This window comes from Rhizobium rosettiformans, from assembly GCF_016806065.1.
Classification (GTDB): domain Bacteria; phylum Pseudomonadota; class Alphaproteobacteria; order Rhizobiales; family Rhizobiaceae; genus Allorhizobium.
In genome coordinates this window covers 47,662-71,075 of record NZ_CP032407.1, presented here as the reverse complement: position 1 = coordinate 71,075, position 23,414 = coordinate 47,662, and the positions used below count along the sequence as shown (strand labels likewise).

The 23,414-nt window shown below is 57.1% G+C and carries 18 protein-coding genes and 2 pseudogenes; 9 read left to right on the top strand and 11 right to left on the bottom strand.

Annotated elements, in window-relative coordinates:
• Positions 1-64: 64 nt before the first annotated feature.
• Entirely contained in the window at positions 65-1,570 is a 1,506-nt protein-coding gene (locus D4A92_RS24210; RefSeq protein WP_203020961.1) for a sensor histidine kinase, read from the bottom strand.
• A gap of 445 nt (positions 1,571-2,015) precedes the next feature.
• A pseudogene (locus D4A92_RS24205) lies at positions 2,016-2,603 on the bottom strand (site-specific integrase); the annotation flags it as partial.
• A gap of 52 nt (positions 2,604-2,655) precedes the next feature.
• Here D4A92_RS24205 and D4A92_RS24200 point away from each other — a divergent pair.
• Positions 2,656-3,382, top strand: a pseudogene (locus D4A92_RS24200) (IS6 family transposase).
• A gap of 59 nt (positions 3,383-3,441) precedes the next feature.
• Here D4A92_RS24200 and D4A92_RS24195 read toward each other — a convergent pair.
• The 3 genes from D4A92_RS24195 to D4A92_RS24185 all read right to left on the bottom strand — a co-directional run bounded on the left by D4A92_RS24195 (position 3,442) and on the right by D4A92_RS24185 (position 5,796).
• Positions 3,442-4,164, bottom strand: coding sequence for an LrgB family protein (locus D4A92_RS24195; RefSeq protein WP_069044346.1), 723 nt, complete (start codon positions 4,162-4,164; stop codon positions 3,442-3,444).
• A complete protein-coding gene (locus D4A92_RS24190) occupies positions 4,161-4,529 on the bottom strand; it encodes a CidA/LrgA family protein (protein ID WP_069044347.1) in 369 nt (122 codons plus the stop codon). The genes D4A92_RS24195 and D4A92_RS24190 overlap by 4 nt, the downstream gene beginning before the upstream one ends.
• Positions 4,530-4,632: 103 nt before the next feature.
• Positions 4,633-5,796 (bottom strand): site-specific integrase, encoded by a 1,164-nt coding sequence (locus D4A92_RS24185; RefSeq protein WP_153763800.1) that lies wholly within the window; start codon positions 5,794-5,796, stop codon positions 4,633-4,635.
• 77 nt (positions 5,797-5,873) lie between these two features.
• Between D4A92_RS24185 and D4A92_RS24180 the strand changes: the two genes are divergently transcribed.
• The 5 genes from D4A92_RS24180 to D4A92_RS24160 all read left to right on the top strand — a co-directional run bounded on the left by D4A92_RS24180 (position 5,874) and on the right by D4A92_RS24160 (position 14,445).
• Positions 5,874-6,152 (top strand): type II toxin-antitoxin system Phd/YefM family antitoxin, encoded by a 279-nt coding sequence (locus D4A92_RS24180; protein ID WP_069044349.1) that lies wholly within the window; start codon positions 5,874-5,876, stop codon positions 6,150-6,152.
• The gene (locus tag D4A92_RS24175; RefSeq protein WP_203021136.1) at positions 6,139-6,570 is read left to right on the top strand and encodes a plasmid maintenance toxin (PemK-like); all 432 of its coding nucleotides are present in this window, start codon (positions 6,139-6,141) and stop codon (positions 6,568-6,570) included. Before D4A92_RS24180 ends, D4A92_RS24175 begins: the two co-directional genes overlap by 14 nt.
• Before the next feature lie 213 nt (positions 6,571-6,783).
• Complete coding sequence (locus D4A92_RS24170) at positions 6,784-7,917, top strand: RHE_PE00001 family protein (RefSeq protein ID WP_203021134.1); 1,134 nt, start codon at positions 6,784-6,786, stop codon at positions 7,915-7,917.
• Between the two features lie 265 nt (positions 7,918-8,182).
• Positions 8,183-13,045, top strand: a complete 4,863-nt coding sequence (locus D4A92_RS24165; RefSeq protein WP_203021132.1) for a hypothetical protein — start codon at positions 8,183-8,185, stop codon at positions 13,043-13,045.
• Positions 13,042-14,445: a hypothetical protein gene (locus tag D4A92_RS24160; RefSeq protein ID WP_203021130.1), complete on the top strand. Its 1,404-nt coding sequence runs from the start codon at positions 13,042-13,044 to the stop codon at positions 14,443-14,445. Before D4A92_RS24165 ends, D4A92_RS24160 begins: the two co-directional genes overlap by 4 nt.
• Positions 14,446-14,745: 300 nt before the next feature.
• Here the strand turns inward: D4A92_RS24160 and D4A92_RS24155 are convergent, their stop codons facing one another.
• Complete coding sequence (locus tag D4A92_RS24155; RefSeq protein WP_203021128.1) at positions 14,746-15,942, bottom strand: IS256 family transposase; 1,197 nt, start codon at positions 15,940-15,942, stop codon at positions 14,746-14,748.
• 385 nt (positions 15,943-16,327) lie between these two features.
• Between D4A92_RS24155 and D4A92_RS24150 the strand changes: the two genes are divergently transcribed.
• A complete protein-coding gene (locus tag D4A92_RS24150) occupies positions 16,328-17,356 on the top strand; it encodes a hypothetical protein (protein ID WP_203021126.1) in 1,029 nt (342 codons plus the stop codon).
• An 82-nt stretch (positions 17,357-17,438) separates the two neighbouring features.
• Here the strand turns inward: D4A92_RS24150 and D4A92_RS24145 are convergent, their stop codons facing one another.
• From D4A92_RS24145 to D4A92_RS24125, 5 genes are all read right to left on the bottom strand, one after another.
• Positions 17,439-17,678 carry a hypothetical protein gene (locus tag D4A92_RS24145; protein ID WP_203021124.1) on the bottom strand — a complete coding sequence of 80 codons (240 nt, stop codon included), beginning with the start codon at positions 17,676-17,678 and terminating at the stop codon, positions 17,439-17,441.
• Positions 17,679-18,264: 586 nt separating this feature from the next.
• Positions 18,265-18,516: a glycosyltransferase gene (locus tag D4A92_RS24140; RefSeq protein WP_246754181.1), complete on the bottom strand. Its 252-nt coding sequence runs from the start codon at positions 18,514-18,516 to the stop codon at positions 18,265-18,267.
• Positions 18,495-19,142 (bottom strand): hypothetical protein, encoded by a 648-nt coding sequence (locus tag D4A92_RS24135; RefSeq protein ID WP_203021122.1) that lies wholly within the window; start codon positions 19,140-19,142, stop codon positions 18,495-18,497. Before D4A92_RS24135 ends, D4A92_RS24140 begins: the two co-directional genes overlap by 22 nt.
• A 359-nt stretch (positions 19,143-19,501) precedes the next feature.
• Positions 19,502-19,933 (bottom strand): Cu(I)-responsive transcriptional regulator, encoded by a 432-nt coding sequence (cueR, locus tag D4A92_RS24130; protein ID WP_203021120.1) that lies wholly within the window; start codon positions 19,931-19,933, stop codon positions 19,502-19,504.
• Positions 19,930-22,494: a heavy metal translocating P-type ATPase gene (locus D4A92_RS24125; protein ID WP_203021146.1), complete on the bottom strand. Its 2,565-nt coding sequence runs from the start codon at positions 22,492-22,494 to the stop codon at positions 19,930-19,932. The genes cueR and D4A92_RS24125 overlap by 4 nt, the downstream gene beginning before the upstream one ends.
• Before the next feature lie 154 nt (positions 22,495-22,648).
• Between D4A92_RS24125 and D4A92_RS24120 the strand changes: the two genes are divergently transcribed.
• Positions 22,649-22,846 carry a heavy-metal-associated domain-containing protein gene (locus D4A92_RS24120; protein ID WP_203021118.1) on the top strand — a complete coding sequence of 66 codons (198 nt, stop codon included), beginning with the start codon at positions 22,649-22,651 and terminating at the stop codon, positions 22,844-22,846.
• 119 nt (positions 22,847-22,965) lie between these two features.
• Positions 22,966-23,391, top strand: a complete 426-nt coding sequence (locus D4A92_RS24115) for a hypothetical protein (protein WP_203021116.1) — start codon at positions 22,966-22,968, stop codon at positions 23,389-23,391.
• Positions 23,392-23,414 lie beyond the last annotated feature (23 nt).

The following is a 23,414-nucleotide window of genomic DNA, read 5'->3' as shown; positions in this document are numbered from 1 at the left end:
AGCGGCTCGGCCGTCCCACGCCCAACGAGCGGAGACCATATACCCGCGTATTCAAACCGTTGCTTCAATCCAGAGTGACGGTTGCCGAAAACTGCGTGCCAGCTTGCGACTGGATTTCGTATGTTCCATCCAGTTGGCGAACTGATCCGTCTATCAGACGCGTACCCGTTCCAGACGAAACGGCGCTGACGTCGAAGCCCACGCCGTAGTCCGTGATGGTCAGGATGCTTTTTCCCAACTCTTCTGATGCCGCTAGAGCAACGAGCAGGCGACCCTCTTTTCCGTCAGGGTAAGCGTACTTGATAGCGTTGGTCACAACTTCATTCACCAGCAAGGCCAGAGCTGTCGCCTTCTCTGCTGAGACTGGCGTAGATTGCAGATCGAAGTCGACACGAAGCTTTGCATCATGCGCCGCAACTGCGCTGCAGACGACTGCCCGGGTAAGCTCGGCTGCATCGATCTGTGCATACGTATCGTGCTTGTAGATCTGCTCGTGAACCGCGATCATCGATTTGATCCGGCTGTTGAGAGCCTCGAATCCTTCTGAACCACGCAGCTGGAGCCGGACCAGTGACATCACGGATTGCAGGTTGTTCTTCACCCGGTGATGGATTTCCCGCAACAACATCTCGTTGGATTCGAGCGCCTTGGCGAGTTGGGCCGATTGCTGCTCCTGGGCTCTCAGGAGATGCCGGATCCACCATCCAGCAATGGTAGCGCCGCCGATGATTATGACAGCGACTACACCCAGCATCAGCAGCGTCTGCCGAAACGGTTGAATGAGGAATTCATAGTCTGCGGCGGCCACGGCTATGAAAGGTGTCCCTTCCACCCGACGATAGGCAACTACACGACGCACTCCGTCCATTGGCGATGTCTCTGCACGATAGGTTCCTGCCGGCGCTTCCTTTAGATACTTTGTGAAGAGAATGTAGCCCGACATGTCCAATGTCGTTTCGGGCAACGGATATCGCGCAACCAGCATGCCGTCATCGCGAATAAAGCTGACGGCATAATCCCCGCCCAGATCGACCGTTTCCCAGATCGGTCGCGTGATCTCTGCGGGAACGGACACCATTATGGCACCCATGAACCTGCCTTCTCGCACGATACGCCGACTGAAGACAAAAATTTGGTCACCGTTCAGGCGGCTGATTAAGAGAGAGGAAACATACTCTATCTGTCCATTCCTTACGGCCGTAAAGTAGTCGCGATCCGTGATGTCGACAGGCTTGATCTCGGGGTCGGTCGAATAAAGGGTTCGGCCTTCAGCATCGACAACGTAGGCCTGGACGCCAATCGGCAAGCCTTGGGTTGCGACATCCATGTCACGGATGTTCCCGTCGAACCTCAGGTCCGTGAGGCGAAGTGCATCATCAATCCGGCGCACCGTCTGGGTTCCCATCTGATGGATCCAGGACACATGGCTTGCGACGATCTTGACAGAAGCTACCGCGCGCTCTTCGGCACGGTTGATGGTCGCGAAATAGGATTGTGCGGCCCAAGTGCCGAGTATCGACAAGAGCGCGACAAGAGCTGCAGCAGTCGCAGCCGCTGCGACCTTCGACACCGATCGGGTAGATCCGCCTGATATCACCGCCCATCCTCCCGATGATGTCCGGTTGCTGTTGTGAACACAGCTAAAGAGACGGGACACAAAGATCAACGGAAATCCAAACAGCTCAGTCGGACAGCGAGATCGGCGTGCTATCAATCCAGTTGTAGGCCGCCTGGACTAGGTCGAGGTCGGATGCGTAACTGACTGCAGCAGTTGCGACGACCATTTGGGCCACGGCATCTGCCACGTTGCCGCGGTTATGTTCGTTCGCCTTAAGGACGATTTCCCTCAGTTCATCGCCATCCCGCCGGTAGCGTGGAACAGGCCGATCGCTGCCGTCATAAGCTTCTCCCGCTTGTCCGGGTCAAGTCCACCTGCTGCAAAAGGTCCAGCGCTGCCAAGCGTTCTACTATGCGGTTTTGCAGCTCACTCATCGGATGTTCCGTTGCTCCCTATGTTAGTCCATCAACCGGGCAGCGCGGCCGCTGCGCTTTTGGGCACTATTGTAGTATTGCGATGCCTGCTGAACGGAACGGTGCCTTGACTGCTCCATCGCTTCAGGAAGAGGAATGCCACGATTGGCAGCTTCTGTCAGGTAGCCAGATCGTAGACCATTGGCCGAAAACTCCGCAGGATTTAGCTCGGCCAGTTCGACCCGGTGCTTGACGATGTCATTGATGGCCGTTGGGTCTAAGGGCCGGGGCGATAGATTCCCCCAACGATCAATCGCCCGGAAGATACTGCCCTTGTCGATCTTTCCCGCTTCAAGCCACGCATTGAGGACGTCTACCGGCCGACCGGTGAGGTAGACGACTTCATCGTTCTCGGCGCCACTGGTCTTGGTGCGGCCAAGATGAATGGATAGCGATTGGAGGGGAGGGGCCCCGTCGATCCGGACCGACTCTTCCGACTGCAGTTGCTCTTTCCGGAGACCAGCGATCTCGCTGCGGCGCCGCCCACCGGACGCGAAAGCCACCATAAGGATGGCCTTGTCTCTGACGTCGCGCGGGCTATCTGTGCGGCACGTACCGATCAGCTTCGCCAAGGGTAGCGTCGCCTTAACTGACTGGTGCCGATCGGAGTTGTATGCGTGTTACATGACAAAGCTTGCGACCGACCACATTGAACACCGCTACAAGCGCCATCGGTTTCCTGCCGAGATCATCGCGCACGCCGTATGGCTCTATTACCGCCTCCCGCTGAGCCTGCGGGAGGTCGGGGACCTACTTGCCGAGCGCGGGATCGATGTCTCATTTCAAACAGTGTCGGAATGGGCCGTGAAGTTCGGGCGTAAATTTGCCGACCATCTTCGCCGACGATCGCGAGGGAAATTTGCCGACAAATGTCATCTTGACGAGATGGTCGTTTCCATCAAAGGAAAGAAATACTGGCTGTGGCGCGCCATTGATGCCAACGGCTATGTTCTCGACGCCCTCCTGCAAAGCCGTCGAAACAAGAAAGCCGCTTTCCGACTGATGCGAAAGCTGCTGAAAAGCCAAGGTTTCACACCGCGTGTGATGGTGACCGACAAGCTGGGGTCATACTCCGCCGCAAAGGCCGAGTTGATACCCGGCATTGAACATCGTTCACATAAGGGCCTTTAACAATCGAGCGGAGAACTCCCATCTGGCTGTGCGCCGACGAGAGCGGCGCATGATGCGGTTCAAATCGGTTAGACAATGCCAGTCTTTCGTTTCAGCTCACGGCCAGATTGGCAACCTCTTCCTTCTCCATCGAAAGCATCTGACTGCCGCCGATCACCGCGAACTTCGTGGCGATGCCTACACGGCATGGCGCGAAATCTCCTTGTCGATCAATGCGTGAAAGCCTAACCGAGACCTCTCATCAAACGGCGTTCGGTTAAAGCGACGCCGTCGGTGCGCTCATGGAAGTAGGTACCGCGCCGCAAATGGGGCTAAGACCGATGTTGCCACAGCGTTAAGCGCCATTGCAATGCCGGCGAACAGTCCTGCTGTGGCGTTTACCTCGTAGGCGCGAGCCGTACCGATCCCGTGGGACGTCAACCCTACAGCAAATCCACGAGCGGCGTAGTCGTTTATTCGCATCATGGTCATGAAGGGCGTAACGATCAGCGCGCCGAAGATGCCGGTCAGAATGACTAGTACAGCCGTCAATGAGGGATCGCCGCCAAGCGATTGTGAAACCGCCATCGCCACGCCGGCTGTTGCCGATTTTGGAAGAAAAGACAGCAGTATGTCCCGCGGGAGGTCAAAGACTTGGCCGAGCGCGATCACAGAGGCCATAGCCACGATTGAACCGACCAGGAGCGCCACAGAGATCGGCAGCAGTAAGGCCCTGACTTCGTTCCATTTCCTATACAAAGGTACGGCGATTGCCACTGTAGCTGGGCCCAGCAAGAAGTGGATGAATTGGGCTCCCGCGAAGTAACGCTCATATGGCACTTCGGCCGCGATCATCATGACGGAAAGTGCAAGTATGGAGATGAGCACTGGATTAACCAGGGGATGCCGTCCCAGTCTTTTTGAAAGCTCGGAAGCCAAGATCCAGGTAAATAGGGTCAATGTGAGCCATAAGAGAGGGGAGGCTGAAAGGTAGACCCAGAGCTCAATCGGCGATCGGTTCATGACCGACGCCGTACAGAGATCAGCTTTCTGACCAGGATGAATGCCCAAACCGTGAGCATCAATGTGATAATCGCGGACAAAATGAGCACGGCACCGAGTGCCCATATCTGAGCACTCAGAATGCTGGCCAGCGCTACGACGCCGACACCTGCCGGTACAAAAAACAGCCCCAGATTTGACAGTAGGGTTTCGGCGGCCTCATCGATACTTGCTGCTTCCTGCGTCCATAGGCGATCCAGTACCGGAAGAGCTGCAAACAAGAGCACAAGCCCCGCCACGGGACCTGGTATGGATACTCCCAGCAAGAACACAAGGCTCTCGCCCACCAACTGGAACAGCAGAAGGACGGCAAGTCCACGAAGCATCGGGCTCTCCTAGAATCGCATTTGGGCCAACAGCCCCGGCATTTGAGTGTGTCGTCAAAGACTGCGCAGTTAAATTCTCAACCCCTTCGATCGATGGACAAATTTAGCTTAGAAGGCGGGATGCACGGCCGCTGCGTCTCTGTGCGTGGTTATAGTACTCCGCAGCCTGCTGCACGGATCGGTGACGCGACTGCTCCATGGCCTCAGGCAGGGGAATGCCGCGATTCGCTGCTTCGGTCAGATAACCAGAGCGTAGGCCATGGGCGGAAAACTCCGTCGGATCGAGCCCGGCCAGTTCCGCCCGGTGCTTTAGAATGTCATTGATGGCCTTCGGATCCAAGGGCCGGCGCGAAACATTGCCCCAGCGATCGATCGCCCGGAAGACGCTACCCTTGTCGATCTTCGCTGCGTTGAGCCAGGCGTTCAGAGTGTTGACAGGGCGGCCGGTGAGATAAACAAATTCGTCGTTGTCGGCACCGCTGGTCTTGGTGCGGCCCAGATGGATGGAAAGAGAGGGCAGGGGAGGGCCGCTATCGACCTCGATAGGATCCTCCTGCTGTAACTGTTCTTTCCGGAGGCCCGCGATCTCGCTGCGACGTCGGCCCCCAGAAGCAAATGCTACCATCAGAATGGCCCTATCTCTCAAGTCACGCAGACTGCCGGTGGCACAGGTCGCGAGGAGCTTTGCAAGTATGTCTCCGGTGACCGCCTTCGCGCTCTTTCGCCTCCTCGGTCGCGGCGTTGCTCGGATAGCAAGTCTGATGGCGGACCGGAGGGCGGGCGAGCCGAAAGCCCCCTGAAGCCCGCGCCATTTGGTCAGCGTCGACCAGGTCGCAAGCCGTCGGCGTACGGTATCAGGCGCATGCGGCCCGAGAGTACGTAGAAATCCCTGGATCCGCAGCTTGTCCTCGACTTCTGCCGGCATTCCATGTTCCGGATCCGCCAGGCGCTTTTCCGCATCCCAAAGATGATGAGCGACGAACTTCAGCAGCATCGCTTCAGGAGTAGGCCAAGGAAGAGAGCGTCCAGTGGCTGCGAGTGACCAGGCCTGCAAGTAGGCCAGATCGGAGGTGAGTGCGCGCAGCGTGTTTGTGCCCATGCCCTCGTTGACGAGATGACGGAGTGTCTCGACATCCTGATCCGTCAGCAGCTCGGCGAGTTCGTCACGCCGCTCCATCGGCAAGACGGACGCGATAGTATCGAGTTCTTCCACGCGGCGCGCGAGTGTGTCGCTGCTGGAAGGGGCGTTTGGAGCTTTCCTTGTCATCTTGTGCTTCCAGATTCCTTGGAGCGTTTGCAAAAGTTCCGGAAACCCCGTATATCCCGTAACAAAGGGGATCTGCCATGACATCGATTGTGACAGCAGCTGCGGTTTCGAAGAATTTCGGCGCCTACCAGGATGCGGCCGTGCGAGAGCCGGTCATCATCACCAAGAATGGCCGGCCGCGCACAGTGCTCTTGGCCTATGAAGATTATCTCCGGCTGGCCAAGCGCGATCGGAAGGTCAATCTGACGGCTGCGATCAGTGACGACGAGCTTGCCGCGATCGAGGCTTCGACAATGGAGCCAGGCCTGGATCATCTCAATTCCGAACTGCTGATGGACAAGAATGCTGCCGACTGAACCCAAGGTCGGCTGGGTCTTCCGTTATTCCTATCTCTGGCACTGGCAGCATCTGGAAGGACGAGAGGAGGGGGACAAGGATCGTCCTGCTCTTGTGCTGGCGTTTGTTTCTTTGCTCGAAGATGGGACACCTGCGGTTCGTGTCCTGCCGATCACCCATTCCCCGCCGTCCGATCCCAGCGACGCAATCGAAATACCGCCGGCTACCAAGCGCCGCCTCGGTCTCGACGACGAACGGTCGTGGATCGTACTGACTGAAAGCAACCGCTTCGTCTGGCCGGGGCCTGACGTTCGCCCTGTTGACAGCGAGAGCGGATATCACGGGCCACTGCCTCCAGCACTCTTCGAAGAGGTGAAGCGCCGGTTTGTCGAGCTTGCCAGAAGCCAACGGCACAAAGCGACCATTCGTAGCGACTGAGCTCTTCATCCTGTTGTTAGCCCTCTAGTTCTGCGCGTCCAGCTGTGGTTTTCGCCGTGATTTGCCACGACTTTAGGCGCCGAACGCCGTCAAATCAATCACTTTCGATAAGGGTTACTTATCGGGGGTCAGCCATCGCGGGCACGTTATGGAAAGTACAGAACCGTAATGCGCATATAGCTTTCGCTTAACGAATCATTTACCATAATTTCAATGTCTTACGATCTCGCGAAATTGCCCATCCAGAGCTTGCTGCGGCCCACTTCCGAGGCAGCGGTCGCGCTTGCGCGTCTCGACGAGCGCATCGCCCGTTCTCCCGTCGGTGAAGGCTTCCTTGAGCGCTCGCATTTCCTTGAGGCGCATGCCTCGCTCTGGGTCGACGGTGAACTCGTCCATCTCGAAGACCTCGTCCTGCATGATGCGCTTCGCGACATCCGTGCTCCCACCCACGAACTCACCATCGCCCGCGACATACTGAAAACCCGACGTCGCATCGCCGCCCATCCAGCTGGTTGGGCGCTCTCAAGCCCCGGCCTCGCCTCGCTGCGCGGGCGGGCGTGGCCCGCGGCATCATCAGTAGGAGACGGGGAGGGGGTGTCTGATGGCAATGTTGAGGTGGGTGGCACTGGGGCTGGGGTAGGGGAGGCCGAAAATCTTGACAATGATGGTTTGGGTGATGCGCTTGCAGCGATCGATGCAGTACTCGCCCGATCCGGGGCCGTGATCGACGAGGCGAAGAAGCCGGGGCGCGCCAAAAACGCTCCGGACAAGGATCCCTTCGTCTACGATCTCGACTGGGATGAGGACGAGCGGCTGGAGGAGTGGCGGGCTGTACTGGCGCGCGCCCAGGATCTGCCGCCTGTCCTGCAGGCCATCGTGGCGCTCGATGCCTGGAATGAGATCGCCGTGCTCCAGCATGCGCCCTGGCTCGGTCGGCTCCTGGCCGCCTCGGTCCTGCGCGAGGGTGGCGTCACCACCGGCACCCATCTCGCAGCGATCAATGTCGGGCTCAAGGCTATTCCCGTCGATCGGCGCCGGCATCGTGATCGCGAGACGCGGTTGCTGGCGATTTCAAGGGCGTTGGTGATTGCCGCCGAGACCGGGCTGAAGGAGCATGATCGCCTGGTGCTGGCGCGGCAGATGATGATGCGCAAACTTGAGGGACGCCGGACGTCATCGAGGCTGCCGGAGCTCGTGGAGCTCGTCATGTCGCGGCCGTTGATCTCGGCCGGCATGGTGGCGAAGACACTTGAGGTGACGCCTCAGGGCGCGCGGCGGATCGTGCAGGAGCTCGGTCTTCGCGAGATGACGGGCAGGGGGAGGTTTCGGGCGTGGGGAGTGATTTGATATCAGTTGGTGTGACGAGGAATCCGCATCAGCTTAAATCGGGCCTTGCGGTTGGATGCCAGCGTGGTCGGTTCGATCTAGAAGGGCGCGAAAAGGTGTCCGCATATTGGATCCAATAGTTGACGTCGAATTACACCGGACGACCTACTATGTGATTTCATGTGGGTTTGAAGTGCCGTTTGAACGAGTCTGCTAGAGGGCGCAACCCATAGCTGATAAATCGAGGGATGGTAAAAATCCAACGACCGATTGAGGCGATAGCGTTTTGACCGATACACCGCAGGCCGACCCGAGTTCAGACCGTATTGGCGGCGGAGGCGCTGCCACGACTGCGGGTATCCGATTCCAGCAGCAGCTTGGCGCTTTGATTGCATCCTGGATACTGGCGGGCGATCGTTTCGATCCTGCTTTCGATCTGGGCGCTGCGCGGCCCCTCTGGATCAGATTTGAGACAGAGGCGCCGGTCGATGATCTCCTCATGGAGACGAGTGACGGAGGCTTCGTTGCCATTCAAGCAAAAACCAGCGTTGATCTCTCTCCCAACCCGAACTCGGCTCTTGGCAATACTGTTCGGCAGTTCGTGCGACATTGGTTCGAAGCCAGGCGCGGCGATGCTTCAAGACGCTGGAACCGTCCGCTCAATCCCGAAGTTGATCGTTTGGTGCTCGCGGTCAGTCCGCAAGCATCCGAGCGCGTGCGCATTGCGTTGCCTGAGGCGCTAGCAATTTGGCGGCAGCCTGGAGGCGGGGAGCTTAATGATGAGCAGCGTCGGGCCATAGATGTGTTCAAAGCGCTCATCGAAGATGCCTGGACGAGGACAACGAGCGAGCCGATGGCTCCGGCCCTATTGCATGATCTTGCAAAATTCGTACGCGTCTACACCTTCGACGATGGGCAAGGACATGCCCTTGCCGCCGGGTCACTTTTGAAGGCTTGCGGGGCTACGACCGATGCCGTTTCTGTTTACTCCGCGCTCTCAAATATTTGTGGGCAGATGATGCAGGACCGCGGTGGGGGGGACGACACCACCTTGCGTCAGCAGTTGGCAAGTAGCGGGATCCACTTGCCGCCGCCGAGGCGTTTTGCTGACGACATAGAAGTTTTGAAAAAGCACTCCAAGGAGGTATCCGAGGCCCTTACGCGCTACGAAAGGATAGAGGTCCCCGGTGGAAAGTCTCTGACGATCACGCGCGATTGTCAGTTTGCGGTCGAACAGGCGATACACACTGGCCCCCTTCTGATTATCGGAGAACCCGGCGCCGGCAAAAGCGGCGTGATGAGCCTCGTTGCAAAGTCACTTTTGAAACAGCGCGCCGACGTCCTGGAACTCGCTATCGACCGATATTCCATCGCGACGCTTGGAGACTTGCAGGCGGAACTCGGTTTGGAGCACCCGCTTTTAGATGTGCTTGAAGCCTGGGATGGGGTTGGTCCCGCCTATCTCATGATCGATGCATTAGATGCCACGCGCGGAAGTCCTGGCGAGAGCGTCTTCAGGTTGTTGATCGAACGCGTGCTTGAGCTCAAGGGAAGATGGACGGTTGTCGCCTCTATTCGAAGTTTCGATCTTCGAATGGGGCATCAATACAGGGAGCTGTTCAAGGGCTCGCCGCCTGATACGGATCTTTCAGATCCTGAATTTGCGCGGGTGCGACATTTGGTTGTTCCAGCCTGGCAGGAGTCGGAGTTCGCCCAGCTGCTTGCGGGTTCTCCTCAGCTAAAGGTCTGTCTCGACGGTGCTGGTGAAAGGCTCCGGGACCTTGTCAGCGTTCCTTTCAATACCCGTATGGTCAGCGAACTGCTCTTGCAAGGCCATACGGAGACCCTGAGGTCCGTCCAATCGCAGTCAGAGCTTCTTAAGTTGTACTGGGAGCGCCGGGTCGAATCTCTCGGGTTCGAGGCGCGGGCCTGCCTAACGAACATCGTCGGCGCGATGATCAGAGAACGGACGCTCCGGGTGCCATTCGCCTCGGCTGCTTCCGATCATCCACTGGTTCTTCAAGGACTTTGCAAAGAGGGGGTGCTCATTGAGGACAGCCGGAAACGCTGGATACAATTCCGGCATCATCTGTTGTTCGACTATGCGACTGCCCGTTTGTACCTCGACTACGAGGCGATCAAGGCCGGAACGATTGGCTTTCGGAAAGGCGACGCCCTAGGGCTCGTGATCGCACCAGCCGTAGGTTTCATTCTACACGAGATTTGGGAGGATGACACAAACCGGTCCGCTTTCTGGTCTGCCATATGGACGCTGGTCTGCGATACGGAGGCGGATCCCGTCATTCGCATCATGGCCAGCAGGCTGGCTGCCGAACTCCCTGAAGATCCAGAGGATTGCGGTGCGCTGGGCCGGGTTTCGGCCGAAAGTGGCGCATCAGCAGCGAACGGGCTCTCGCAGATTGTCGGAGCGCTTGCGATCCGGATTGAAGATGTGGGGGAAGTGCCAATCGAGCCATGGGTGCGTCTGGCGCGCCATCTGGCAGAGCGTCCTGCTGATGTGTGGCGATCCGTGGCCAGATTGCTGGATAATCTCCTGAAGGAGGTCAAGGAAGACAGGCTGCGGCTCGCTCTCGGTGAGGCCGCGAGACAGTTGCTAAAATTCGGATTCGAACAGGCTGACGATGACGCAGTCCGGTGGAGCCTCGAATTCGTGATTGACACCTTCGAGACCAACTCGACTGCTTCGCGAGGGCTACTAACGCGGCTGTTCGCCGAAGATCGTCTGGCTCGGCTTGGCCATGTTGAAGTTCCTGCTGTCTGCTACAAGATCGAAAAGATCGGCAATGCCGATCCCGAATTTGCGGCTGAAATCTATCGCATCGTGTTCGGGCACGAGGTCGTCGACGATCACAAAACCAGTCTTGGCAACAGCCGAATCTTGCCGCTGATCTCTTCTGCACGACAAGACTATCAAATGGCCCACTGGTCGCTGGGCGAATACTTTCCGAAATTTCTTGAGAGACATCCCCGCGAGGCGGTTTCCGCTCTGGTCAGCGCTGTCGATGGACATGTCTTAAGGAAAGGACATCGGGATAGCGATCGGACAGACAAGACTGCCGTGATTGGCGGGCGAACAATCAGGGTACGCGAAGATTACAGCTACATCTGGGCAAGTAATCCCGACGAAGAGAGGCATGAAGGCGCGGAAAAACTGATCTGGCAATTCCGGAAGCATCTGCTGACCACGTCCGAGTCAAACGCTACACTGCTATTCGAATGCCTTGTCGGGTCGGCAAGCTGGGCGGTTATTTGGTCTCGCATTTTTCTTTGCGCTGCTGAGCGCAAAGGAGACTTACTGTCTGCCGTTTGGCCCTTCGCCACGAGCGAGATTTTTCTTTTGCTTTCCGACACCCAGAAGGATGCCATCGATGCGGTAGTGGCCGGGATCTCGTTGCGCTCGGAGACTGAACGCCAGACGCTTGAACAGTCTGCACTGGCGTTCAACTTCGACCAATATGTCAAGCCGAGCGCGGCCCGGCGGAATTTTCTCCTGCGCTTATTTGGTCGCATTGGTCGGGAAGATTTGGTCAACGATGAGGCAAGGCAGTTTCTGGATGAAAACCAGGTTGAGCCTGTCTCTGACAACGACCGACGTTACAAGATCACGGTTCGTAGCCACGAGTTTGGAGATTTTGACCACATCCCTGACCTCGATCGGGACGTCGAGCAAAACACGTCTTTAATGGCGGCGATCAATGCGGTCAGGGTCCGGTTGCGCAAGAGCGGTGAAGCTGGCAGTTCTCCGGAGCTTGGGCTGGAGGGCTGGCTTCAGCTGCTGGACACACTTAGATCCAGCCTCACAGATCCCGCCGTCAATTCTTCACTGAAGCGATCCGCGGAAGGTCTCGTCGGGCAAGGCTGCGCCGAGCTCGTCTCGCGCCGTCTTCTTGGGTCTGGCAGTGAGCCAGTGTCAACGGAGGATGACGAGACTTTCGTATCCCTGCTCGACATTGCTAGCAGGTCTGACAATCCAGAAGTTCATCCTGATACGGAATCCAATTTTGAGACTTCGTCATCCTGGGGCTCGCCCGCAGCCCGGGTTGAAGCCGCAGATGCGATATGGGACTTGTTTCTCCAGCGACCGGATCTCTATCCCAGGCTTATCGGAGCCGCTGAGAAGCTGACTGCGGACCCGCATCCCGCAGTCCGGATGAATGCCTTACTGCGCGTCCGAAGCATTTGGTCGGTCGACCAGGAAAAATTCTGGTCAATCATGCGCGATCGACTGGAGATTGAAACTAATATTGCCGTTATCACGCACGTCCTGGGCCACTTGGGCACAGCAATGGTGCATAGCGACCAAGACCGTTCATTGGCACTGCTCAGTTACCTCGCGGAGCGAGAAGCGCCCGGGAGCGAGCGGGAGCAGCGCCTTCTGGTTGGCATCGTGCCTCTGCTGACGATCCTCTGGGTTCGGTACGCTCGGGAGGATGTCCGGAAACTGCTCGACAGATGGCTGACCAGACCATGGGAGCATGGCGAAGTTATAAAGGCAGTCCTTTTTTCGCTTCGCCCAGCTCTCATTTCTGGAATTAGCGGGGTCGGAGCGGACGAACACGACATACGCTTGCGCACGAAGCGGATATTCGAAACTGTCGTCAGGGCGGCACAGGAGCAGTTGGCAGGGCGGGAAGCGGATGACCAATCCATAGAGGTCAAGAGGAACTGCTTTCAGCTGCTCGATACCGCCGGCAGCCAGCTTTATTTCGCGCTGAACAGTGTGACCAAGGAAAAAGCGGACAAGGATCCGGGCAGCGAGCCGCTTCTGCGCGCTTTCGAGCGTGAATATTCCCAATTGATTAGGGACATTGGCGGGAATGCCGATCCGCATACCATTTATCACCTCTTGCAGCTTGTTGAAAAACTGGCTCCCGCCGTGCCCGAGGCCGCCTTTGCGATGATGGTGGATCTGCTGCGGTCCGGGAAGACGTTTGGATATCAGTTCGAGTCGCTGGGGGCCGGACTGGTTGTGCGCATGCTCGGCGTCTTTCTTGCCGACTATAAAGTGCTTTTCACAGGTCGCCCGGAGCGTCGTGGCGAGCTTATCGAATGCCTTGAGATATTTCTGCAGGCTGGCTGGCCGCAGGCGCGCAGGCTGATGTATCGGTTGCCGGAGTTGCTCCAGTGAATCCTTGGAGTGATGCAAATGACTTTGAGCTTGGCCTTAGGGCTTTACTCGTGCGGGTGGATCTGGAACTCGAGAAGCAGGACCGAGACACATTTAGTGATCTGGATCCTAACCGGGTTCCGCATGAGCACGACACGCGTCTACTGTTCATTGATGAATTGCTGGCACTCCTTGGTTGGGACCGCGGCATCGACGGGAATGTGCGTGAAGAGGTGCGCCTAAAGGGCGAGACGACCAGGTTTATGGATTATCTCGGTGTAAGTGCGCTCAGTAACAAGGCTCATTTACTGGTGGAGGCCAAGGCGTGGGACGTACCGGCCATAACTGCGAGGAATCCTTCTGAGGCATCCGAACCGGTTTCAATGATAGTGAAGGGCCTCAATCACATTAAAGACCAGGGGCAAGAAAAGGACTGCCCGATCAACAAGGCGTGGGACGGTTATCTACGCCAAGTGGCTGGCTATGTGCAGGTCCTTAAGGAGAGCTACGCCCATGAATTGCCGCGAGCAGTACTCATCAGCGGCGAATGGATGGCCATTTTCCTGAATCCAGTTGCGACATTCTTGGGAAATCCGGTTGAAAAAGACATAGTCTTCATTCTGCGAGCAGACTTTTTCGCGAAAGCGCCGCGAATTTTCGAATTGCTGCACAGGTCAAAAGTTACCGCCGACGCACCGATCCCGCTTCGGCCGGCGCAATTATCGAATTATATTGCGGTTGATGATGTGCGTGGCGTCTACCGAGGCGTGCACATAGTTGTCGAGAAGGAAGGAAGCAAGATCTATGGCGTTCAGCCTAAGTTGAGAGTCTTTCCTGCGCTTCATATCGCGCGAAAGGATGGCGCCGTCATCAGCGTAACAAACGGGGAATCCTCTTTTGTGCTCTCAGATGGATACGATGATGAAGGAAAGCCTCGAATAGAAGGGCATATCGATGAAATCGGGAATGCAATCGATGGCTTGATTGCCCAATGTAGTCATGAACTTTCAGGGAAGCTTAAAATCGATAGCCTTTCGAATTTTCCAGGGTTTAAGGTTGACAGGCTGGGACGAGAATTGGTGCGCCCTTTCCCGGGCGGTGGAGAGTGGCTTGCGGCAACCGGCGCGGACCATCATTTTATTTTGCCTGAACCTCGTATTGCGGCCTGCCAGTTCCACTGCTGGAGCAGTCTCCATCCTCACAGGGCAGTAAGAGGCCCAGTCTCGATGCCCTCAGTTTCTCCGCAGTGTTTCTTCCCCGACGGTCAACCTCATCATTGCGCGAATCAGGTCGTTCTTGATCGCCGCGAAAAAAGATGCCAAGTTCATGCAGTCGACTCTCGCGTTTGCTGCCAAGCCTGTGCTTACCTTGATCAATGCTGGAAGCCTGAAGAAAAGGCTAACCTCCCTTGTGGCACATGATAAAACTGCGCCAATCCGTGCGCTTTACTATGAAATCATTTCTCTAAGCTGGGTCGCTGGTTCGGACCCTTTCACTTCACGATTTTTGTCAATTGTTCATTCGAGTGGCATCGAATTTCTCCTTTGTAGGTGGATCCACGGTCTGAGTGTGGATTCCGTGCTGAAGCCGGCCACGATTCCGATCAATCGTCGGCCATTTTTCGGCTGTAACGATACCCTGGGTCAGCAACTTTGATCGTGTCCCACTGCGTGGTGTAGCTCCGGCGCTGGCCGTGCCTTCCGGACAAAGCCGGGAATTGATCAGCTTGCGGCTGGCAGGCTGATAAGTGGATCATCGCTCATTGCTGCTATGGTCTCAAGTGTCATGTAGCGGGATCGCTGAACGGCCCACTCGTCGTTTTGCTCGAGCAGCAGCGCCCCAACGAGCCTGACGATGGCATCGTCGTTGGGGAAGATGCCGACGACTTCTGTGCGTCGCTTGATCTCGCCGTTGAGACGCTCGATCGGATTTGTGGAATGAAGCTTTGCCCAGTGCTGCCTGGGAAAGGTCATGTAGGCGAGCACGTCCTGCTCGGCGCTATCCATCAGCGTGGCGAGTTTCGGCACCTTCGGCCTGATCTGGTCGGCGACATTGCGCCATTGGGTGCTTGCCGCCTCCGGGGTGTCCTGGGCAAAGGCCGTGGCGATGAAGGCGGAGACGACACGCCGTCCGCTCTTGCCCGCATGAGCGAGGGCATTGCGCATGAAGTGAACCCTGCACCTCTGCCATGTTGCGGAAAGCACCTTCGATACGGCTGCCTTGATGCCCTCGTGTGCATCGGAGACCACGAGCTTGACGCCGCGCAGGCCCCGTCTGGTCAGCTTGCGTAGGAACTCGGTCCAGATCGCTTCTGCCTCGGATGTGCCTATTTCCATGCCGAGCACCTCGCGCCGGCCGTCAGTGTTCACACCCACGGCGATGATGACCGCTACCGAGACAATACGACCGCCGCGACGAACCTTCAGGTAGGTGGCATCGATCCAGAGATATGGCCACTCGCCCTCGATAGGGCGGTCGAGGAAGGCTTTGACCTTGTCATCGATCTCTTCGCAGAGCCGCGATACCTGGCTCTTGGAGATGCCCGACATGCCCATCGCCTTGACGAGATCATCGACGGATCGGGTCGAAACGCCTTGGATGTAAGCCTCTTGAATGACTGCCGTCAGAGCCTTCTCGGCCATTCGGCGCGGTTCTAGGAAACTCGGGAAGTAGCTGCCTGTGCGAAGCTTGGGAATGCGCAGTTCGACGGTTCCTGCTCGTGTCTCCCAGTCTCGATCGCGGTAGCCGTTGCGCTGGGCAAGTCGGAAGCTGTTCTTCTCGCCATAGCCCGCGCCGGTCTTCGCACTCACTTCCAGCGCCATCAGCTTCTCGGCAGCAAAGCCGATCATCTCGCGCAGCAAATCTGCATCAGCGCTCTTCTCAACGAGTGAGCGCAGGTTCATCATGTCGTCGGTCATCGGTGGTGTCCCTCAGGTTGGCTCTAAGCAACCCGACCCTACCGGAAAACACTGGTGACCACCGCTACGCCGCCCGCTCCCTACAGCACATTGGAGGGCGCGCTCGCGAGCGGCTTCGCTACCAACCAGCTACACCACGCGCCGGGACACGATCGCAACTTTGGCATCAAACCTCCCCGTACAAAGGGAGATTTTGATGCTGGCTGATAGAAATCGTGAGGGGACCATCTGCGTGGATCTCTCTTGGATCGGCATGCACGCTGCGACATCCCGCGAATGATTACGTCGTTGCATTCGGTGTTCCGAAACCGGACCCAGCTACGCAATATTCCTGGCCAAGAAACAGAGACTGATCACTTTCCATTCCAGCGAGGAAAAAACCACAATGGACTACGCTCCGATCATCGAACGAATTTTTGATCACCTCGAAGACGATAATGTCGAAAAGGCAGTGATGGGATGCCTGCGTTTGGCTCGTCACCTAAACGACTATCCATCGTCTGCAATCTTTCTGCGCGAGCTCAATCCGAATAAGCATGAGGTTGCCCGCGTGATCTTCGACGACGCGGCCCATCTGACTAAAGAGGCTCACAAGTACCTGTATGAGTTTTCTCTTGAACGATGGCTCGAAGTCCACACCTTGGATTTCAGCCTAGGGCAGAACGAAGATGGAGATGAGAGAAACGTCTTACGCGTCGGCGCGGGCGAGATCGACGCTGAGCTTTCTCAATGGGAGCGTACGATAAACGACATGATGCTCCCTCCTGGAATGGATCCATTCGACATCGCTGCTTTCACGGATCGTAACACTCAGGAAAAGGCATCGATACGTCTACGCATAACGGCACTCAACACAATTCGAGCCCGCCTCAAAACACGGTGTCTGAATTACGCCATCCAAGTCGAGCGACAGCTTCAGTTGCAGACAAATCCGCAGAACTTCCTAGCTGAGGTTCAGACCGAGGTTAACAATTATTTCCGAGCCCATTCCAATGAAGTTTATGTCAAGCTGACAAAGGCAGCACAGTTGGTGGCATCACGCGACAGCGAGGATTCATCGTTGCTGCTGACGGAGGTCAGGCGTTCGTTGAAATCTGTCGCTGACCATTTTTTTCCGGCGATGAATGGATTGGTGCGCTGTACCGATGGTAAGGAGCGGTCCTTGGGTGAGGAACAATATATGAATAGGCTCCAAGAATTTATCGCTCGGAGCTTAAGCCGCTCGACGGCGAAGGACTTGCTCAGAGAGGAGCTCGATCAGCTCTCGCTGTTCGCTAGAAGGTTGAATGACATTGCCTCGAAGGGTGTGCATACCGACGTCTCATTGGCCGAGTCTAAACAAGGTCTTGTAGGCCTGTATTTTTTTCTGTTCAATCTCACTCAGCATCTACAGACCGCCGACCCATCGGTTTGAAAAAAGAGGTGGTCGACTGCGTTCTGCGCGCCGGCCGGTTGCGGGCCCGCTACCGATAAGCGCGAGCTCATTGCTTTTCCGTTTAGTCAGCGTCCTCATGTGGTACATGTCCGTCTGCGCTTTTTAGGCGAAAAGGGAAGTCGGTTCTTGCCATATCTGAATACGGGTAGCCGAGACTGCGGGCGCCGTTCTTTATGTTTGGATAGATGGCGAATTTGACGTCATTGCCTTTTGGTTCCAGCATATGAATGTGCATCGCCTCTAACTCATTGGTGATCGATCGCCGCCGCCGCCCAAGGGCGGAACAGAGCTTGAAAATCATCACCAGGCGGATCCACTTCAAACGAATGGATTATTGGCTCGTATGACTAAGGCAATACCATCGGGGCGTAAGCGTCTGTAATTTCCTCCGTGACGCCAAAGACTTCAAGCGTGATCAGAGATACTTCTAGAGCTGGTCGTTTGTGAAATTTTCCTCTGACATCTTCCTCTGTCAGAACATCCTGAAGTTTCGCATGCCCCTTAAGTCGCTTCGAAACCTTCTGATCGAAGGCCTGCCCTCTTTAATGAACATCATGATCGATTAATGCGCCAAACGCTCCAGCGCCCTTCAACGGCATGCCCTCGTCGTCGTCTCGAATAGGGGTTCGGCTGGACTCCGCCGGACAGGTTTCAAAACGCTACTCATGTTTCGATCGCACTGTAGGACTCTGATTTATAAGCCTTTGCTCTTCGGAACTGGAGCAAAAGCCTCAGAACCCATATCGGTCATTCTCGAAAGCAAGCAACTGACAGCACAGGAATTTTCGGCGCGAACATAATGACTGAATGGCGGGGTCGGCGGTTCGTATCCGTTCAAGGCGGGGGCTTCACCAGGTCGGGCCCGAGCTTGTGATTATAACGCTGAATCAATTTTGTGACGCGAGTAGGTCTAAATAGCCTTCGGCACTCTTGTTCCAAGAATAGATTTTGCTTCGCTCGCGTCCGCGAGCCGCCAGTTCCTGGCGGAGACTCATCGATTGCAGAAGATATGCAACACATTGGACCCAACGTTCAGGATCTGATGGTGAGGCCAATAATGCTGCGTCACCGCAGATTTCCGGCATACTGGCACGGTCTGACGAGATGACCGGGCACCCTAGTGCCATGGCTTCGACGATCGGTAAGCCGAAACCTTCAGTGAACGACGGAAATGCGAGACATAGAGCATGACCGAATAGGTAGCCAGATCATCATCAGACACCCGCCCACAGTGATAAACGTTTGATGGAACAGGACCCGAGCCATCGACAAGTCGGCATTTCCCTGTGATCAGTACATTGATCCCAAGCTCCTCAAGTCTCGGTGCTATATCTAAAATAAGAGAGATATTTTTGTGGATGGCATCCGACCCTATGGCGAGCACAAACGGCCTGCCGCTTTCCTTGATCGGAAGCCGGGACGAGATAACGGCCCGATCGGGCTTCCACTCGAGTACATGTTCATGGCCGTTCGGCAGGACCTCAACTTGAGCGAGTGGAATGGGCAGATAGCAGGCTATCTGTTGCGCCGAGGCTTTAGACACCGTGGAAATTTTCAGTGCCCTGCGCACAATGAGCGGCTGCAGCCTCCGATAGGTGGTGCGAAATCCTACGCTATAACTGAGGGGCGACGTAAATACGTTCGCGTCGTGAATGCAGACTATCTGATCCGTTTTCCACAATGGCGCCATATTGCAGAGATTTAGTAGCCGTTTTCCACGTGCTGCAATCGGAAGTTCGATTTGCTCCCAAGCATAACCAGACATGGACCCACAAGGGAGACCACTAAGATTCCGGTACTGAGGATGATCTACGCCATACGGTGAAAGTACACTTGACCCCTGCGCTGTCTGCAGTCGATCAATTTCATCAACTATATTGCGAGCATATCGTTGAACCCCACTCATATCTTGGGTTAGATAGCGTCCGTTTATAGCAAAAAATTCCACCTTCGTATCACCGAGTTACCAATGGCCAAACCGCTGTCGCCCGTGCACTATTCTCTACCTTGCGTACAATTCAAGCCAGTTTCTGCTAGCAACGCTCACCAGTGTGTAAGGCCCGGCGATAGCCGCGCGCATTGGCCCTCTACCGGCGGAACCCTTTTCTCCTGTTCCGCAAGTCGCTAGTTGATCGCGCCACGCGGCCGTTTCGGTTGATCGCCATCGTCAGGATTTTCTAGATCGGCGAGGATGGGGCAGTCGGGTCGATTGTCGCCCGAGCAGCACGCCGCAAGATGCTCCAATGATGCTGCCATTTGCTCCATCTCCTCGATCTTGCGGCGTAGATCCCGGATACGGGCCAGTGCGATACGCTTGACGTCGACGCTCTGGCGACTGCGGTCGCGCCACAATCCCAGAAGCTCGTTAATTTCGGCGACCGAAAAACCGAGATCGCGCGCGCGCCGGATGAAGCGAAGCATGTGCACGTCATTGGTGGAGTAGTCGCGATAGCCCGACGCGGTTCGCTCAGCCGGCGGGATGAGCCCATTCTGCTCATAGTAGCGTATCATCTTCGCGCTCACGCCAGAGACGCGCGCTGCTTCACCGATGTTCATGCCGCGTCCCTTTGCATTTTGCGCACATTGCTTGAGGTATCCGATGTTGTCGGGCGCCCAGATTGGGGCGCCTTGCCGATCGCCGACACCATGGGCGGCTTCCACCGCTTAAGGCGCAGCGCATTGCCGAGCACGAAGATGCTCGAAAGTGCCATCGCACCCGCCGCCAGCACAGGAGAGAGCAGGACACCGGACACGGGATAGAGCACCCCGGCAGCCACCGGGATTAGCGCCGCGTTGTAGGCGAAGGCCCAGAACAAGTTCTGCTTGATGTTGCGGATCGTGCCCTTCGAAAGAGCGATGGCATTCGGCACGCCTCTCAGGCTTCCCGACATCAGCACCACGTCTGCGGCCTCAATGGCAATATCGGTGCCCGTGCCGATCGCGATGCCGACATCGGCCTCAGCGAGCGCCGGGGCGTCATTGATACCGTCACCGACAAAGGCGAGCTTGCCATGCTCGGCCTTGAGCGCCTTCACTGTCTCGACCTTACCCTCGGGCAAGACTTCGGCTACCACCTTGTCGATACCGAGCTTTCTGGCGATAGCCTCTGCCGTGCGCCGGTTATCGCCGGTGATCATTGCCACTTTGAGACCCAGATCGTGCAATGCCCTGATCGCTTCGGGCGTCGTCTCCTTGATCGGATCGGCCACCGCAATGATGGCTGCGAGCTTGCCACCGATCGCGGCATAGAGGGGGGACTTGCCCTCGTCACCGAGGCGTGCTGCGGTTTCAGCGAAGGCAGAGACGTCGAGACCGAGTTTCTCCATGTAGCGGTCCGCACCGATCTCGATGGACACCCCCCCCGCCTCGGCCTTGACGCCGAAACCGGTCACCGAATCAAAACCGCTGATCGCCGGCAGCGCAAGCCCTTCGGCTTCGGCCGCCTCGACAATGGCACGGGCGATCGGATGCTCGGACTTGGCCTCCACCGCCGCGACGTGCGCCAGCACGTCATTGCGTTCGAACTCGCCTGCGATCTCCAGATCGGTGAGCGCCGGTTTGCCCTCGGTGAGCGTGCCCGTCTTGTCGACTGCGACAACCTTGGCGTCCTTGAGGAGTTGGAGGGCTTCACCCTTGCGGAAAAGCACTCCCATCTCGGCCCCACGCCCCGTACCCACCATGATCGAGGTAGGAGTGGCGAGCCCCATTGCGCACGGGCAGGCGATGATGAGCACGGCGACGGCATTCACCAGAGCGAATGTCAGCGCCGGCTCCGGCCCGAGGACGAGCCAGATGAGGAAGGTGAGCACCGCCACCCCGATCACCACCGGCACGAACCACATGGTTACCTTGTCCACCATCGCCTGGATAGGCAGCTTGGAGCCCTGCGCCTGCTCGACCATGCGAATGATCTGGGAAAGCACCGTCGCCCCGCCGACGGCTGTAGCGCGGAAGGCGAGCGCGCCCTTCTGGTTGACCGTTCCGCCGACCACAGCGCTACCGGCCGCCTTGGCCACCGGAATCGGCTCACCGGTAATCATGGATTCGTCGATGTAGCTTTCGCCTTCGGTCACCTCGCCGTCCACTGGCACGCGTTCTCCCGGGCGCACCTCGACCACATCACCCGGCTCAACCTCGCCGATGGCGATCTCGACCGTCTTGCCGTCGCGGCGCACGCGGGCGGTCCTGGCTTGCAGGCCGACAAGCCGCTTGATGGCTTCCGACGTGCGGCCTTTGGCGCGTGCCTCCATATAGCGACCGAGCAGAATGAGAGTTACGATTACAGCCGCCGCCTCGTAGTAGACGTTGATCGTGCCCGCCGGTAGAAGCGAGGGCGCGAAGGTCGCGACCATGGAATAAGCGTAGGCCGCAATGGTGCCGACCGCCACCAGCGAATTCATGTCGGGCGCAAACCTCCCCAACGCGGGAAAGCCTTTTTTGTAGAAACGGATGCCGGGGCCGAAAAGCACGGCCGTCGTAAGCGCAAACTGAAGGTACCAGCTCCACTGCATTCCGATCGTGCGCATGATGAGGTCGTGCATGCCCGGGAGGAGATGCGAGCCCATCTCCAATACGAATACCGGAAGCGTCAGCACCGCCGCAGTAAGGACGGCGCGCTGCAACTCTGCCTGCTCGCGATCCTTACGGGCGGCGTCCTCGTCCTGTTGCTGTGAACCGCCATCGACCACTCGGGCCGTATAACCCGCCCTTTCGACTGCCTTTATAAGATCGGCAGCGGTGGCATTTCCCTGCAGGCTCGCGCGCTCCGTGGCGAGGTTGACTGTCGCTTGCGTGACGCCTGGAACCGCATTGAGCGCGCTTTCGACGCGCCCCACGCATGACGCGCAGGTCATGCCCTCAATGATGACCTCGGTGTGGGTTGCGGGAACCGAATACCCCGCATCCTCAACCGCGGACACGAGGGCGCCGTGCTCGACGGGAGCAGTGAACGAAATATCGGCCATCTCTGTTGCCAAGTTAACGCTGGCGTCCGCGACACCCGGTACGGCCTTCAGCGCATTCTCAATGCGGCCCACACATGAGGCACAACTCATGCCCTCAATGCGAAGTGTTACTGGTTCGAATGAAACTGCATGATCTTTAAGCGGGGCGTTCATTGCGGCTCCTTGCGTACGAATTTCGGCATTCGTAGCGCAAGATAGGGCTTCCAACGATGGGAAGGTCAATAGCAATTTATTGGCATTGGGACTTGACCTTCCAACGGTGGGAAGCCTTATCTGAAATGGCATGAGCGATGAACAGGAGATTCCCATGCAATTTGATATCCAGAATATGTCCTGCGGCGGTTGTGTCCGCAGCGTCACCAAGGCGATTCAATCCGTCGACCCCGTCGCCAAGGTCACTCCTGACCTATCGAGCAGGAAGATAGTGGTCATGTCCGAGCAGTCTCGTGAGGCCTTTGAGGCCGCACTCGCAAAAGCAGGATATCCGGCTACTCAGCACCGTTGACGATGTCGGTCAGCGACGGACCCGCCGCTAGGCGGCGCCACGTCCGACATAAGCGGGTTTGAGTGCGACCTTCCTCGTCGAACTCTTGATAGCATCGAATTTTCTCGGTGTTTCTAGCAATGATTTTCGGCACCTTGGTGGTTCGACTGCTTGAACGTCGGGTGCAACAATGTGATATGTGCGGAATGATTGGTCGCTTCTTTGCACTGTTTGTAGTGTTCGCGTTCGCCGTAGCCTCGACGGCGAACGCGGGCCACATGGTGCGCATGAATTCCAGCACGGCTGATGGCGTCCAGATGTATCACGTCACCGCCATGGTTGCCGAATACGATGCGCAGTCCTGCGAAATGGAGCAGGACTGCGCATCGCAGAGCGCCGCCATGTGTGCAGCTGTCTGCACAGGGCTACTCAACTTTGTCATCCCGGAACGTGGGGGTGCCAGCGTCTTCCACGCTAGGGAAGATTATGGTCCTACTATTATACCGGCAGTATTGAGCCATAATCCTGGCGTTAATCTCCGCCCTCCCAAGCTTCGTCTCCTTTGATCGCGTGGGCTTGAGCCCACGAC

Excerpts from the sequence above, each read along its gene's own strand:
- D4A92_RS24115 (WP_203021116.1), top strand. The coding sequence starts at position 22,966 with ATGATTTTCGGCACCTTGGTGGTTCGACTGCTTGAACGTCGGGTGCAA.
- D4A92_RS24155 (WP_203021128.1), bottom strand. The coding sequence starts at position 15,942 with ATGACCGACGACATGATGAACCTGCGCTCACTCGTTGAGAAGAGCGCT.
- D4A92_RS24185 (WP_153763800.1), bottom strand. The coding sequence starts at position 5,796 with ATGACAAGGAAAGCTCCAAACGCCCCTTCCAGCAGCGACACACTCGCG.
- D4A92_RS24135 (WP_203021122.1), bottom strand. The coding sequence starts at position 19,142 with ATGTCTGGTTATGCTTGGGAGCAAATCGAACTTCCGATTGCAGCACGT.
- cueR (WP_203021120.1), bottom strand. The coding sequence starts at position 19,933 with ATGAACATCGGTGAAGCAGCGCGCGTCTCTGGCGTGAGCGCGAAGATG.
- D4A92_RS24180 (WP_069044349.1), top strand. The coding sequence starts at position 5,874 with ATGACATCGATTGTGACAGCAGCTGCGGTTTCGAAGAATTTCGGCGCC.
- D4A92_RS24175 (WP_203021136.1), top strand. The coding sequence starts at position 6,139 with ATGCTGCCGACTGAACCCAAGGTCGGCTGGGTCTTCCGTTATTCCTAT.
- D4A92_RS24170 (WP_203021134.1), top strand. The coding sequence starts at position 6,784 with ATGTCTTACGATCTCGCGAAATTGCCCATCCAGAGCTTGCTGCGGCCC.
- D4A92_RS24195 (WP_069044346.1), bottom strand. The coding sequence starts at position 4,164 with ATGAACCGATCGCCGATTGAGCTCTGGGTCTACCTTTCAGCCTCCCCT.
- D4A92_RS24125 (WP_203021146.1), bottom strand. The coding sequence starts at position 22,494 with ATGAACGCCCCGCTTAAAGATCATGCAGTTTCATTCGAACCAGTAACA.
- D4A92_RS24145 (WP_203021124.1), bottom strand. The coding sequence starts at position 17,678 with ATGATTTTCAAGCTCTGTTCCGCCCTTGGGCGGCGGCGGCGATCGATC.
- D4A92_RS24120 (WP_203021118.1), top strand. The coding sequence starts at position 22,649 with ATGCAATTTGATATCCAGAATATGTCCTGCGGCGGTTGTGTCCGCAGC.
- D4A92_RS24190 (WP_069044347.1), bottom strand. The coding sequence starts at position 4,529 with ATGCTTCGTGGACTTGCCGTCCTTCTGCTGTTCCAGTTGGTGGGCGAG.
- D4A92_RS24150 (WP_203021126.1), top strand. The coding sequence starts at position 16,328 with ATGGACTACGCTCCGATCATCGAACGAATTTTTGATCACCTCGAAGAC.